Origin of the sequence: Marihabitans asiaticum (assembly GCF_007828725.1) — a bacterium.
Taxonomy (GTDB): domain Bacteria; phylum Actinomycetota; class Actinomycetes; order Actinomycetales; family Dermatophilaceae; genus Marihabitans; species Marihabitans asiaticum.
On the sequence record NZ_VIUW01000003.1, the window covers coordinates 252,521 to 266,158 of the forward strand.

14 protein-coding genes are annotated in these 13,638 nt (G+C 70.8%); 13 read left to right on the forward strand and 1 reads right to left on the reverse strand.

The genetic code is table 11. The features are described 5' to 3' along the window. From ftsW to FB557_RS09380, 13 genes are all read left to right on the forward strand, one after another. Nucleotides 1–1,281 (forward strand): putative lipid II flippase FtsW, encoded by a 1,281-nt coding sequence (ftsW, locus tag FB557_RS09320; RefSeq protein WP_246074643.1) that lies wholly within the window; start codon nucleotides 1–3, stop codon nucleotides 1,279–1,281. Then, on the forward strand, nucleotides 1,278–2,393 hold the full coding sequence (gene murG, locus FB557_RS09325; RefSeq protein ID WP_144857341.1) for an undecaprenyldiphospho-muramoylpentapeptide beta-N-acetylglucosaminyltransferase: 1,116 nt from the start codon (nucleotides 1,278–1,280) through the stop codon (nucleotides 2,391–2,393). Before ftsW ends, murG begins: the two co-directional genes overlap by 4 nt. Next, nucleotides 2,390–3,829 (forward strand): UDP-N-acetylmuramate--L-alanine ligase, encoded by a 1,440-nt coding sequence (gene murC / locus FB557_RS09330; RefSeq protein WP_144857342.1) that lies wholly within the window; start codon nucleotides 2,390–2,392, stop codon nucleotides 3,827–3,829. Before murG ends, murC begins: the two co-directional genes overlap by 4 nt. Beyond that, nucleotides 3,826–4,551, forward strand: coding sequence for a cell division protein FtsQ/DivIB (locus FB557_RS09335; RefSeq protein ID WP_144857343.1), 726 nt, complete (start codon nucleotides 3,826–3,828; stop codon nucleotides 4,549–4,551). The genes murC and FB557_RS09335 overlap by 4 nt, the downstream gene beginning before the upstream one ends. 166 nt (nucleotides 4,552–4,717) lie before the next feature. After that, nucleotides 4,718–6,034, forward strand: a complete 1,317-nt coding sequence (gene ftsZ, locus FB557_RS09340) for a cell division protein FtsZ (RefSeq protein ID WP_144857344.1) — start codon at nucleotides 4,718–4,720, stop codon at nucleotides 6,032–6,034. 12 nt (nucleotides 6,035–6,046) lie between these two features. Continuing rightward, on the forward strand, nucleotides 6,047–6,775 hold the full coding sequence (locus tag FB557_RS09345) for a purine nucleoside phosphorylase YfiH/LACC1 family protein (protein ID WP_246074645.1): 729 nt from the start codon (nucleotides 6,047–6,049) through the stop codon (nucleotides 6,773–6,775). Next, a complete protein-coding gene (locus tag FB557_RS09350; protein ID WP_144857345.1) occupies nucleotides 6,772–7,479 on the forward strand; it encodes a YggS family pyridoxal phosphate-dependent enzyme in 708 nt (235 codons plus the stop codon). The genes FB557_RS09345 and FB557_RS09350 overlap by 4 nt, the downstream gene beginning before the upstream one ends. Nucleotides 7,480–7,535: 56 nt before the next feature. Beyond that, nucleotides 7,536–8,009 (forward strand): cell division protein SepF, encoded by a 474-nt coding sequence (locus FB557_RS09355; protein WP_144857346.1) that lies wholly within the window; start codon nucleotides 7,536–7,538, stop codon nucleotides 8,007–8,009. Between the two features lie 153 nt (nucleotides 8,010–8,162). Further along, on the forward strand, nucleotides 8,163–8,438 hold the full coding sequence (locus FB557_RS09360; protein ID WP_144857347.1) for a YggT family protein: 276 nt from the start codon (nucleotides 8,163–8,165) through the stop codon (nucleotides 8,436–8,438). A 77-nt stretch (nucleotides 8,439–8,515) separates the two neighbouring features. Beyond that, nucleotides 8,516–9,619 (forward strand): DivIVA domain-containing protein, encoded by a 1,104-nt coding sequence (locus FB557_RS14720; RefSeq protein ID WP_170236254.1) that lies wholly within the window; start codon nucleotides 8,516–8,518, stop codon nucleotides 9,617–9,619. Between the two features lie 163 nt (nucleotides 9,620–9,782). Beyond that, nucleotides 9,783–10,550: a TraR/DksA family transcriptional regulator gene (locus FB557_RS09370; RefSeq protein ID WP_144857349.1), complete on the forward strand. Its 768-nt coding sequence runs from the start codon at nucleotides 9,783–9,785 to the stop codon at nucleotides 10,548–10,550. Then, nucleotides 10,523–11,092 (forward strand): signal peptidase II, encoded by a 570-nt coding sequence (gene lspA / locus FB557_RS09375; RefSeq protein WP_144857350.1) that lies wholly within the window; start codon nucleotides 10,523–10,525, stop codon nucleotides 11,090–11,092. The genes FB557_RS09370 and lspA overlap by 28 nt, the downstream gene beginning before the upstream one ends. Further along, nucleotides 11,085–12,020, forward strand: a complete 936-nt coding sequence (locus tag FB557_RS09380) for an RluA family pseudouridine synthase (RefSeq protein ID WP_144857351.1) — start codon at nucleotides 11,085–11,087, stop codon at nucleotides 12,018–12,020. Before lspA ends, FB557_RS09380 begins: the two co-directional genes overlap by 8 nt. Nucleotides 12,021–12,058: 38 nt before the next feature. Here the strand turns inward: FB557_RS09380 and FB557_RS09385 are convergent, their stop codons facing one another. Next, entirely contained in the window at nucleotides 12,059–13,600 is a 1,542-nt protein-coding gene (locus FB557_RS09385; RefSeq protein ID WP_144857352.1) for an AMP-binding protein, read from the reverse strand. Nucleotides 13,601–13,638 lie beyond the last annotated feature (38 nt).

Below are 13,638 nucleotides of genomic sequence, written 5' to 3' on the forward strand. Positions count from 1 at the left end.
GTGAGCAGCAATGCGACGAGCGGAGGGTCGCTGTCGCGCCGCTCGTCGGGGTCCTCGGCGCGGACCGTGCTGCGGCGCCTGGAGTCGCCGCTGACCACCTACTACCTGCTCCTCGGCATCGTCGGACTCCTCGTGACCATCGGCCTGGTCATGGTGCTCTCCGCGTCGATGATCGCCTCCCTGAAGGAGAACGACTCCTCCTTCACGATCTTCCTCAAGCAGCTGATGTTCGCGACGATCGGCCTGGGCGCGCTGGCCTTCTCCGCCACCCGCAGCATCCGCTTCTGGAAGCGGGTGTCGTTGCTCGCCCTTGCGGGCGGGGTCGCGCTGCTGGCGCTCGTCCCACTCATCGGCCAGGGCTTCCAGGGCAACAAGAACTGGATCTACGTCGGCCCGGTGAGCATCCAGCCCAGCGAGATCGCGAAGATCGGGCTGATCCTGGGCGGAGCCTTGGTCCTGGAGCGCAAGCGTGCGCTCCTGGGCAGCCTCGGGCACGCCCTCGTCCCCTTCGTCGTCCCGATCACCGTCGTGGTCCTCGGCCTCGTCCTCGTCGGGCGGGACCTCGGCACCGCCCTGGTCATCGCGGCCATCGCCGTCGGGATGCTCTTCGCGGCCGGCGTGCGGCTGCGGTGGTTCGCGATCGGTCTGGGCGCGATGAGCGCGGTCGTGGCCGTCCTCGCCGCGACGAGCAGCAATCGCATGGAACGCATCCGGATCTGGCTCTACCCGGAGCAGTGCGCCCCAGGCACCGACCTCTACTACGCGATCTGCCGGCAGCCGATGCATGGTCGCTACGCCCTCGCCGACGGCGGCTGGTGGGGGGTCGGGCTCGGCGCGAGCCGGGAGAAGTGGGGATGGCTCTCCGAGCCGTACAACGACTTCATCTTCGCGATCATCGGTGAAGAGCTCGGCCTGCTCGGGACGCTGACGATCGTCGCGCTCTTCGCCGGCTTCGCCGTCGTCGGGCTACGGCTCTTCGACCAGACCGACGACTTCTTCGTGCGCCTCGTCACGGTGGGTGTGTGCGCCTGGATCCTCGTCCAGGCCATGGTGAACATCGGGTCGGTCATCGGGATGCTCCCGGTCATCGGGGTCCCGCTGCCCTTCGTCTCGGCCGGAGGGTCCTCGCTGGTCATGACGATGATCGGGGTGGGGATCCTCATCTCCTTCGCCCGCAGCGAGCCAGCCTGTGCCGCGGCGCTCTCGACCCGGCCCACCCTTCGGTCCAGGGCCCGCGCCCTGGTGCCGATCCCCTTCGCCCGACGGAGGACGCGCTCGTGACGCCCCCAGACAGCGGTCCCCGACGCGTCCTCCTCGCCGGTGGTGGGACCGCAGGCCATGTCTCCCCGCTGCTCGCGCTGGCCGACTGCCTGCGACGCCGCGACCCTGACGTCGACATCGTCGTGGTCGGTACCGCGGCGGGTCTCGAGGCACGGCTCGTTCCCGACCGGGGGTATGAGCTCGCGACGATCCCCAAGGTGCCGTTGCCGCGTCGGCCGAGCGCCGAGCTGCTCGCGCTGCCCGGTGCGCTCGCCGGCGCGGTCCGCCGCGCAGGCGAGATCATCGACGCGAGCGGCGCCGAGGTCGTCGTCGGGTTCGGCGGCTACGTCAGCACCCCCGTCTACCTCGCGGCCCGGCGCCGACGGGTCCCGATCGCGATCCACGAGCAGAACGCACGAGCGGGCATCGCGAACAAGGTCGGTGCTCGGCTGACGCGTCACGTCGCGACCACCTTCGCCCAGACCGAGCTGGCCCACGCGCAGGTCATCGGCATGCCGCTGCGCCGTGAGATCGCGGGCCTGGACCGCGACGCCCGGCGCGCGGAGGGGCGTTCCCACTTCGGTCTGCGACCGGAGCTGCCGACCCTGCTCGTCACCGGGGGCTCGCTCGGGGCGCAGCGTCTCAACGAGTCCTTCGCGCGATCGGTTGGGGTCCTGCAGTCTGCCGGGGTGCAGGTGCTGCACGTGACCGGGGCGGGCAAGGAGTTCGAGCCGGCGACGGAGGGGTCGACCGTGCCCTACGTCGTCGTGCCGTACGTCGATCGGATGGACCTCGCCTACGCCGCCGCCGACGCCGTCGTCTGTCGTGCCGGCGCCAACACCGTCTGCGAGCTGACCGCCGTCGGTCTGCCGGCCTGCTACGTGCCGCTGCCGATCGGCAACGGGGAGCAGCGGCTCAACGCGCGGGATGTCGTCGCGGCGGGCGGCGGGACGCTGACCGAGGACTCCGAGGTCACCCCGGCGTGGGTGCGCGACGTGGTGGTCCCGCTGCTCACCGACGAAGGGCGGTTGGCGGCGATGGCTGCCGCAGCCGAGGGCATCGGGGAGCGAGACGCCGATGAGCTGCTCGCCGACCTCGTCGTGCGGGCCTGGCGCTTGGGCGGACGGCGATGAACGTCCGGTCAGCGCTGCCCTTCCGGTTCGACGTCGAGGCAGACCTTCCGCCGCTGCACCAGCTCGCTCACGTGCACGTCCTCGCCATCGGCGGCGCGGGGATGTCCGCGGTCGCGCGGCTGCTGCTCGACGCGGGCCTGACCGTGAGCGGCAGCGACGCCAAGGACGGGCCCGTCCTGGACGACCTGCGAGCCCGCGGCGCCCGCGTCGCGATCGGTCACGACCCACGCCAGGTCGAGGGCGCCGACACCGTCGTGGTGTCCTCGGCGATCCGCGAGGACAACGTCGAGCTCGGCGCCGCGCGCGCGGCGGGGGCCCGGGTCCTGCACCGCAGCCAGGCGCTCGCCGTGGCGATGCAGGACTCCCGACGGGTCGCGGTCGCCGGGGCCAACGGCAAGACGACGACCTCCTCGATGCTCACCTCGGCGCTGCTGCACATCGGGGCCGCTCCCAGCTTCGCCCTCGGGGGCGAGCTGGCCGAGCAGCGGACGAACGCCGCGCTGGGCGAGGGCGACGACTTCGTCGCCGAGGCCGACGAGTCCGACGGGTCCTTCCTCGTCTACCACCCGCACGTCGCCGTCGTCACCAACGTCCAGCCGGACCACCTCGACTTCTACGGTGACTTCGCGACCGTCCAGGCCGCGTACGGGGAGTTCGCCCGCACCGTCCGTCCCGGGGGTCTGCTCGTGGTGTGTGCCGACGACCCCGGCTCGGCGTCGCTGGGGGAGAGGTTCCGTGGCGAGTCCGGCGACCGCACGGTCGTGTCCTACGGCTTCTCCGACACCGCCGATGCCCGCCTCGACGAAGTGACGCTCGAGGGGCATGGAGGGTCGGCGCGCCTCACCGTGGCCCGGCGGAGCTACCGATTGGTGCTGCGAGTCCCTGGCCGGCACAACCTGCTCAACGCCGCGGGTGCCTTCCTCGCCGCGACGCAGGGGTGCGGCCACGACCCCGACCGCGTCCTCGAGGGCCTGGCCGCGTTCGTCGGGACCCGGCGACGGTTCGAGGTCCGTGGCGAGGTCGACGGGATCACCGTCGTCGACGACTACGCGCACAACCCCGGCAAGGTCGCCGCGGTCGTCAGCACCGCTGCCGAGATCGCCCGCCCGGGTCGGCTGCACGTCATCTTCCAGCCGCACCTCTACTCGCGGACCAGAGACTTCGCCGAGGACTTCGCGCGAGGTCTGGCGGCCGCGGACGACGTCACCCTCCTCGAGATCTACGGGGCCCGTGAGGACCCGGTTCCGGGGGTGACCTCGGAGCTCGTCGCGGCGGGACTGCGCGCGGCAGGCCGCTCGGTCCAGGTGCGCTCGGAGGCGGACGCGCTGTCTCATGTCGTCTCCAACGCTCGCAGCGGTGACATCGTCATGACCGTGGGGGCCGGGGACGTCACCGCGCTGGCCGGGACGATCGTCGAGAGGCTCGGCGCTCGATGACCGCTCGAGACGGGCAGCACGACCGGTTCGTCGAGCGGGCGGCACGGATCACCGCCCTTCGTCGACGCCGCGTCCTGGCGTGGGTCGCGGGTGTCGCCCTCGTCCTCGGCCTGGCCTACCTGCTGTTGCTCAGCCCCGTGCTGGCCGTGCGGTCGGTCCAGGTCGTCGGGGTTGACGCTCCGGAGCAGGAGGCGATCCGCGGGTCGCTGGAGAGCTCGGTGGGCACCCCACTGGCTCGGTCAGACCTCGCAGAGCTCACGGACCGCGTCGAGGAGCGGCCGACGGTGGAGTCCGCAGAGGTATCGCGCGACTGGCCCTCGAGCCTGAGGGTCGACGTGGTCCCCAGGGTTCCTGCGCTGGCCGTGCAGAAAAGTAAACGTCAGGTAGAGATCTACGATATCGACGGGAATCTCGTCGAGCGCGCCCGGTCGGCGCCCAAGGGTGTCCCCACGGTGACAGCCGATGGCACCGAGGACGTCGGGGCCGACGGTGTCCGAGCCGCGTTGTCGCTGCTCGAGTCCCTCCCCGAGGAAGTCCGACGGACGGTCTCGTCGGTGACCGTGGATCCCGCGGAGCGAGTGTCCTTCCGCGCCGGCAAGACGACCGTCGTCTGGGGCGACGCATCAGAACCTCAGCTAAAGGTTGAGGTACTGTCGGTCCTGCTCGAGGAGAAGCCGCAGCGGATCGACGTCTCTACTCCGCGGATGCCTGTCACGCGCTAGGGCGTGACCCGAGGATCTCGACACGCAGGGCCCGTTCTTGCGGTGGCGGGGGAAGGGGCATACCGTCGGATCCGCAAGGTCATGATCTTGGAGTAATCCTCTACTCAAGGTTGAGATGTGACCTCCGCGCGAGCCCCTCACCGTCGGACCCACCCAGGAGACCCCCGTGGCATCTGCCCAGAACTACCTCGCCGTGATCAAGGTCGTCGGCATCGGCGGCGGGGGTGTCAACGCGATCAACCGGATGATCGAGGTCGGCCTCAAGGGCGTCGAGTTCATCGCGATCAACACCGACGCTCAGGCCCTGCTCATGAGCGACGCCGACGTCAAGCTCGACGTGGGCCGTGACCTCACCCGCGGTCTGGGGGCGGGGGCGGACCCGGAGGTCGGCAAGAAGGCCGCCGAGGACCACTCGGACGAGATCGAAGAGGTGCTCAAGGGTGCCGACATGGTCTTCGTGACCGCCGGTGAAGGCGGCGGCACCGGAACCGGTGGCGCGCCCGTCGTGGCCAAGATCGCGAAGTCGCTCGGCGCGCTGACCATCGGTGTGGTCACCCGACCGTTCACCTTCGAGGGGCGCCGCCGAGCGACCCAGGCCGAGTCGGGCATCGGCGCGCTGCGCGACGAGGTCGACACGCTCATCGTCATCCCGAACGACCGCCTGCTCTCGATCAGCGACCGCGCCGTCTCGATGCTCGACGCCTTCCGCAGTGCGGACCAGGTCCTGCTCTCCGGTGTCCAGGGCATCACCGACCTCATCACCACTCCCGGCCTGATCAACCTCGACTTCGCCGACGTCAAGTCGGTGATGCAGGGGGCCGGGTCCGCGCTCATGGGGATCGGCTCGGCTCGGGGCGAGGACCGTGCGGTCCAGGCCGCCGAGCTGGCGATCAGCAGCCCGCTCCTCGAGGCGAGCATTGACGGGGCCCACGGTGTCCTGCTCTCGGTCCAGGGCGGGTCCGACATCGGCCTCTTCGAGATCAATGAGGCCGCGCGCCTGGTTCAGGAAGCCGCCCACCCCGACGCGAACATCATCTTCGGTGCTGTCGTTGATGACGCCCTTGGGGACGAGGTGCGGGTCACCGTCATCGCCGCCGGGTTCGACGGCGGCTCGCCCAACCCTCGCCCGGACGAGCGGGCGCTCGGCACCGTCCAGGGGTCCAGCCAGAACCCTCGCCAGCCGCAGCCCGGTGGCCAGTCCGGTTCCGCACCCAGCCGTGAGCAGGAGCCGACGCCGCAGCGCCAGGCGCCGCAGCAGGCCGGGGCGATCGACGGGTCGGTGGAGCAGCCGGCGCGCGAGTCTGCCGGTCAGGCGGCGCAGGGTCAGGGCGAGCGGCCGTCTGCCGAAGGCGCTGCTGGCTCGCAGCCGGAGGAGCGGACCGCTGGCGAAGGGCGTGAGCGCGCCGCTACGCAGCAGCAGCCGCCGCGGCAGGTCACCTTCGACGACGGTGACGACCTGGACGTGCCCGACTTCCTCAAGTGAGCTGAGCCGCGCGTGCTCGCACCGAGCGACCCCCTGCGCTGGGAGCGCCGTGCGGGAGGTGTGCTGACCGCGCTCACCCACCGGCACGGTGGGGTGAGCGACGGGGAGTACGCCGGGCTGAACCTCGGCAGCCACGTCGACGACGTCGAGAAGTCTGTCCAAAGGAACCGGCAGGTGCTGAGCGAGCGTCTCGGCGTGCCGGTGGCCTACATGCGGCAGGTGCACGGTGCTGCGGTCGAGCAGGTGGGCGACGCGAGTGGCGAGCCGACGTGCGACGCGATGGTCACGACGACCCCCGGTCTCGCGCTAGCAGTCCTCGTCGCGGACTGCACCCCGGTGATGCTCGCCGACCCGGCGGCGGGGGTGGTCGGGGTGGCGCACGCCGGCCGGCCGGGGATGCTCGCAGGTGTCGTGCCCGCGGTCGTCGAGGCGATGGCCGACCTGGGGGCATCGGACATCAGCGCGGTCATCGGCCCGTCGGTCTGCTCGCGGTGCTACGAGGTCCCGGCGAAGATGCGGTCCGAGGCGGCGGCGGAGAACCCCGCGGCCTACGCCATGACCTGGGGCGGCACGCCGGCGATCGACGTGGCCGGAGCGGTGATGGCCCAGCTCGCCACCCTGCCCGCCGTCACCTCCTGCACCTGGCTCCCGGGGTGCACGCGCGAGGACGACTCGCTGTACTCCTACCGCCGGGACGGGCGCACCGGCCGGCTGGCCGGCGTGGTAGGCCTGTCCTCGTGACCGACCGATCCGCCAGACGCGACGAGCTGGGTCACGCGCTGCGCGCGCTCGACGACCGGGTCGACGCCGCGTGCCGTGACGCCGGCCGCCGCCGGGACGACGTGCACGTCGTCGTCGTGACGAAGTACTTCCCTCGCAGCGATGTCGACCTGCTCCTCGAGCTCGGGGTCCGCGACCTCGGCGAGAACAAGGCGCAGGAGGCGCAGGCCAAGCTCGTCGACGAAGGCGCGCTGCCCGCCGACGTCCGGGTCCACTTCGTCGGGCAGCTGCAGAGCAACAAAGCAGCGCTGGTGGCGGGGTTCGCCGATGTCGTGCACTCGGTGGATCGACCCAAGATCGTGCGTGCTCTGGCGAAGGGAGCCGGAGAGGGTCATGACCTGACCGCCCTGATCCAGGTCGACCTCGACGGGGAGGACCCAGGCCGTGGCGGAGCCGCGCCCGGTGCCGTGATCGAGCTCGGCGACCAGGTGGTCGAGAGCGGGCTGCGCCTCGGCGGCGTCATGGCCGTCGCGCCGCGTGGCGCGGACCCTGCCGAGGCCTTCGCCCGTCTGCAGGACCTGTCCGCGCGGCTGAGAGAGGCGCACCCGGAGGCGAAGATCGTCTCGGCGGGTATGAGCTCGGACCTGGAGCAGGCCATCGCTCACGGTGCGACACACCTGCGTGTCGGGTCGGCAATCCTCGGATCTCGTGAGTCACACCGGTAACTTCAGTCGCGACGGTGAATCGGCCAGCCGTGTTCGGCTGAGGCAAGGATCAAGACATGGGACTTCGTGACGCGATGGTCTACCTCGGGTTCGCCGAGGAGCAGAGGTACGACGAGTACGACGATCAGCTGGTCGACGACGCTCAGGCCGAGTACGAGATCGAGGAGGCTCCGCAGGCGGCTGTCACCAGGCTTCACCCGGTGGAGCAGGCTGACCGACGGGCCGCGGTGCGGGAGGTCTCCGTCGGGCCGCTGAACCGGATCACGACGATCCACCCGAGCACCTACAACGACGCCCGCGCCATCGGTGAGAGCTTCCGCGACGACGTGCCGGTCATCATGAACCTCACCGACATGGACGACGCCGACGCCAAACGGCTCGTGGACTTCGCCGCCGGCCTGGTGTTCGGTCTGCACGGCACGATCGAGCGGGTGACCAACAAGGTCTTCCTGCTCTCGCCCGAGCATGTCGAGGTGGCAGCCGAGTCCTCCGACGGTCCTGCGGCGAGGAACCTCTTCAACCAGAGCTGACCCCCCTTCGCACACCCCACGCGTCCCACAGGGCGCCCCCGCGGACACTCGCGGGGGCGCCCTGGCGTCGTTTCACCCCTTCGCCCTCCTGTCGCAACGGAGCGGGGCGACCCGCGCTCCACGACTGCCAGGTCTCTCGGGTATCAATGAGCCATGGAACTCCTCCGCGCGGTGCTGCACCTGGTGCTCTACGCCTTCTTCCTCGTGCTCCTGGCGCGGCTGGTCTTCGACTGGATCCAGGTCTTCGCGCGGGACTGGCGTCCGCGAGGGATCGTCCTCGTCGTCGCCGAGGCCGTCTACACGATCACCGACCCACCGCTGCGCGCCCTGCGGCGAGTCATCCCCCCGCTTCGGCTCGGCGGGGTGCAGCTCGACCTCGCCTTCCTCGTGCTGATCCTCGGAGTATCGATCCTGCTGAGCATCGTCTAGGCTGACGCGGTACGCCTGCTGATGCATCGGCGCCCGATGTCCTTCAGGGCGCGATGACCGTGCAACGAGGAGAAAAGATGGCGCTGACGCCAGAGGACGTCCTCAACAAGACGTTCACCCAGACCCAGTTCCGTCGTGGCTACGACGAGCGGGAGGTCGACGACTTCCTGGACGAGGTCGTCGCGGAGATGCGACGGATGGTCAAGGAGAACGAGGACCTGCGCGCCCGCGTCCAGGACGGTGGCTCTGCCGCGACGGGCGAGTCCACCGCGGCCGCCGCGGGGTCGGGTGCTGGAGCGGCCGACGACGGTGCGATCGCCAAGGAGAACGACTCGCTGCTCAAGGAGAACCGCGAGCTCAAGGCTCGGCTGGAGCGGACCGAGTCCGCCCTCGAGGACGCCCGCGCCAAGGCAAGCGAGCAGGACGCGCAGGACAAGAGCGCCGACGCCGCGCGAGGCCGCGACGAGAAGGCCCGCAAGGACCAGGACGCGCAGGTCGCCGACGCAGAGCGAGGTGCCGAGGAGCGGATCAGCACGGTCAACGCGCGTGCCGACGAGGCCGAGCGGGCCGCCCAGGAGCGGATCACGAAGGCGAACGCCGACGCCGAGAAGGCCGAGGCCGACTCGCGTCGTCGGATGGAGGAGGCCGGCGCGGCCACGCCGCCGCAGAGCGACGGCAGCAGCAGCATGGCGGCCCTGGCCGGAGGCGCAGCCGCCGGTGGGGGCGGCGCAGCGGGCTTGATCGCCCTGGCGCAGAAGCTGCACGACGAGCACGTGGCCGAGGGCCAGAGCCAGCGCGACAAGCTGGTCGCCGAGGCCCAGGCCAATGCGCAGGAGACCCGCGCCAAGGGCCAGGCCGAGCACGACGACCTCGTCGCCAAGGGCCGGGCGCAGAACGAGAAGCTGATCGGCGAGGGCACCAGCCAGCGCGACAAGCTGATCGGCGACGCCACGACGAAGTCGGAGGGCATGGTTGCCGAGGCGGAGGACAAGCGCAAGCGCATCCTCGGAGAGCTCGAGCAGCAGAAGTCCACGATCGAGAAGCAGATCGCGGACCTCAAGGCCTTCGAGAAGGACTACCGCAGCCGGCTCAAGGACTACATCTCCGGGCAGCTTCGCGAGCTCGACACGGTGGGGGTTCAGCCCAAGGGTGACCCGCGCCAGGAGCAGAAGCAGGCCTGATCGAGCGGTACCCGCAGACCACGGGCGGGGCGGTGCATCGTGACGATGCACCGCCCCGTTCCGCATCTCCGGGCGCGTTCCGGTAGCCGTCGGCCGTAGGGAGCGTCTATCCTGCGGCCACCCTCGGCCCGCACCATGCGGGTCGTTCGACGTGAGGACGGTCATGGCCAGGTCGACATCCGCCGGATCGGCGAAGAAGGCGCCGCCCAAGAAGACGGGCGCCACGAAGAAGGCCACCGCGAAGACGTCGACCTCGGCGAAGAAGGCGGCGCCGGCGAAGAAGAGCGCGAAGAAGGCCACGACGAAGAAGGCAGTGCCGGCGAAGAAGAGCACGAAGGCCAGCGCGAAGAAGACCAGCGCGAAGAAGGCCACGCCGAAGAAGGCAGTGCCGGCGAAGAAGAGCACGAAGACCAGCGCGAAGAAAGCCACGGCGAAGAAGGCCACGGCGAAGAACGCAGCGCCGACGAAGAAGACCGCGACCAGGGCGTCGTCGCAGACCGCCCCCCGTCGCGGGCGGAGCAGCGCCGGCACGCTCGCCCCGCGACTCGTGGTCCGTGAGGACGAGAGCCCGTGGACCAAGTCCGAGCTGAAGTCGGTGCGGGCCGAGATCGAGGGCGAGGTCGAGCGCCTCCGCGAGGAGATCGAGGTGGCCGAGCACGAGCTGGTCGACCTCATGCGCGATCACGCCGACGGCGCGGGCGACGACCAGGCGGACCAGGGCGCCAAGACCTTCGAGCGCGAGCAGGAGATCACGCTCACCAACAACGCCCGCTCGATGCTGATCCAGAACCTGCACGCGCTCGAGCGCCTCGAGGACGGTAGCTACGGGCAGTGCGAGTCCTGCGGCAACGCGATCGGCAAGCTTCGACTTCAGGCCTATCCGCGTGCGACCCTGTGCGTGCCATGCAAGACCAAGCAGGAGCGGCGCTGACCAGGGCCACGCTCACCCCCTTCGCCCTCGTCGCCGCAGCCTGCCTGGTCGCCGACCAGGCGAGCAAGGTCTGGGCCCTCCGATCCCTCGACGACGGTCACGTCGTCCCGCTCCTCGGCGACCTGCTCAGCCTGCGCCTCATCCGCAACCCGGGCGCGGCGTTCAGCCTGGGGGGCTCGAGCACGCTCGTCATGACCGGCCTGGCCGTGGTGATCACCGTCGTCGTCGCCGTTGCCGCCTGGCGCACCCGCAGCGTCGGCTGGGCGCTGTCGCTGGGTGCGCTCTTCGGCGGGTCTCTCGGCAACCTCTACGACCGCTTCTTCCGGGAGCCCGCGCCGGGCAAGGGGCACGTCATCGACTTCATCGACTACGGCGGCCTCTTCGTGGGCAACATCGCCGACGTCGCGATCGTCATCGGCGCTGTGGGCCTGCTCTGGCTCAGCCTCAGCGACGTCGGGCTGGACGGGGTCAAGGGCGGGCGGCACGCCCGAGCCGGGGAGGAGCCCGGCGTCGTCGGGGCGAAGGGGGAGGACCATGCCTGAGGTGCGCAACGTCCTCGTCCCCGACGGGCTGGCCGGGGAGCGGCTCGACACCGCCGTCGCCCGGCTCTTCGGGGTGTCGCGCAGCAAGGCCGCCGACCTGGCGGCGGAGGGCAAGATCCTCCTCGACGGTGCGGCCGCGACGAAGTCCGAGCGCGTCCATCCGGGCAGCCACGTCGAGATCTCGCTGCCCTCTCCCGGGGAGACCCCGGGCCTGGAGGTGGTCGCCGAGCCGGTGCCGGGCATGCGCGTCATCCACGACGACGACGACATCGTCGTCGTCGACAAGCCGGTCGGGGTGGCCGCGCACCCGAGCGTCGGGTGGAGCGGGCCGACGGTGCTCGGGAGTCTCGCGGCGGCGGGCTACCGGATCAGCACGAGCGGGGCGAGCGAGCGTCAGGGCATCGTCTCTCGCCTCGACGTCGGCACCTCCGGGCTGATGGTGGTGTGCAAGAGCGAGCACGCCTACTCGGTGCTCAAGCGCGCCTTCAAGGAGCGCACGGTCGACAAGGTCTACCACGCATTGGTCCAGGGCCTGCCCGACCCGCTCGTCGGCACGATCGACGCGCCGATCGGCCGGCACCCGGGGCACGACTTCAAGTTCGCGGTCATGGACTCGGGCAAGCCGGCGGTGACGCACTATGAGCTGATCGAGGCCTACCGGCACGCGTCCCTGCTCGAGGTGCACCTCGAGACCGGACGGACCCACCAGATCAGGGTGCACATGGCCGCGCTGAAGCACCCGTGCGTGGGCGACCCGATGTACGGCGCGGACCCCTCGCTCGGGACTCGTCTGGGATTGCAACGGCAGTGGCTGCACGCGATGGGGCTGGGCTTCGTCCACCCGGGGTCGGGGGAGTACGTCGAGTTCCGCAGCAGCTACCCGGCAGACCTGCAGGAGGCGCTGGACCGGTTGGACGACCTGGCCTGACCGGTCCACCCTCGCCCGACCGGGCGCTCGGGCGCGCCCTAGCTGACGCCTCGGTCCTGGCCTTGCCAGTACGGGGCGCGCAGCTTGAACTTCTGCAGCTTGCCGGTCGCGGTGCGGGCGAGGTCCTCGCGGATTTCGACCGAGGTAGGCGCCTTGTACCCGGCGATCCGGCTCTTGCACCACGCGATGATGTCCGCCTCGGTCGCGGTGCTGCCCTCGGTGAGGACGACGAGGGCCTTGATCGTCTCGCCCCACTTCTCGCTGGGCACTCCGATCACGGCCACCTCGGTCACGTCGGGGTGGGAGAAGATCACGTCCTCGACCTCGATCGAGGACACGTTCTCCCCGCCGGTGATGATGACGTCCTTGCGTCGGTCGCTGATGGTGACGTAGCCCTCGTCGTCGATCGAGCCGCCGTCGCCGGTGTGGAACCACCCGTCCTCCAGCGCCCGCGCGCTCTCCTCCGGCTGCTCCCAGTACCCCTCCATGACGACATTGCTCCGGGCGAGCAGCTCGCCGGAGTCCGAGAGCGCCATCCGCACGCCCAGCGCCGGCGCCCCGGCCCGGACGAGCCGGGTGGCCCGCTCCTGGGCCGGGAGCTCGTCCCACTCGGCGCGGGCGCGGTTGATCGTCAGCAGCGGGCTGGTCTCGGTCAGCCCGTAGATCTGGATGAACTCCCAGCCCAGCTCCGACTCGACCCGGGCGACGGTCTCGGTGGGCGGCGGAGCGCCGGCGACGATGATCCGCACGCGGTCCCGACCCGGGATCTCGCCCTTCCACCGAGCGGCTGCGTCGAGGACGGCGGCGACCACGGCGGGGGCGGCACACATCACGGTGACGCCGTGCTCCTCCACCCGCCGCAGGATCTCGGCCCCGTCGACCTTGCGCAGCACGACCTGCGGGACGCCCAGCCCGGTCAGCGCGAAGGGCATGCCCCAGCCGTTGGCGTGGAACATCGGCAAGGTGTGCAGGTACACGTCTCGGTCGGTGATCCCGGCGTGCAGCGCGAAGGTGAGGGCATTGACCCAGATGTTGCGATGGGTGATCTGCACCCCCTTCGGCCTGGCCGTGGTCCCCGAGGTGTAGTTGATCGTCGCCGTCGCGTTCTCGTCCGGCTGCCACGCTCGCGGCTCGGGAGAGTCCTCGCGCTCGGTACCGAAGAGGTCCTCGTCCTCACCGAGGACGAACGTGTGCTCGGCACTCACCTCCGCCCGGATGGCGGTGAGCTCGGGGTCGATGTAGAGCACCCGGGCGCCGGAGTGCTCGACGATGTACCGCACCTCCTCCGGGGCGAGGCGGAAGTTGACCGGGACGAGCACCCGACCCGACCCGCACACGCCGAAGAAGCTCACGAGCAGCCGCGCCGAGTTCTGCGAGACGACGGCGACCCGCTCGCCGGGCCCGACGCCCAGGGCGTCGAGGTGGGCCGCCTGGGCGTGGGCCAGCTCGCGTAGGCGGGTGGAGGTGAGGCCCTCGAGCGGGGGAGCGGGCTGGTCCGGTTCGTCGACCACCGCCACCCGGTCGCCGTAGACCGTCGCTGCGCGGTCGATGAAGTCGTTGACGGACATCGGGACGAACATGGCATCAGACCGTAGCGAGTCCCGCCGCCCCGTGGCGG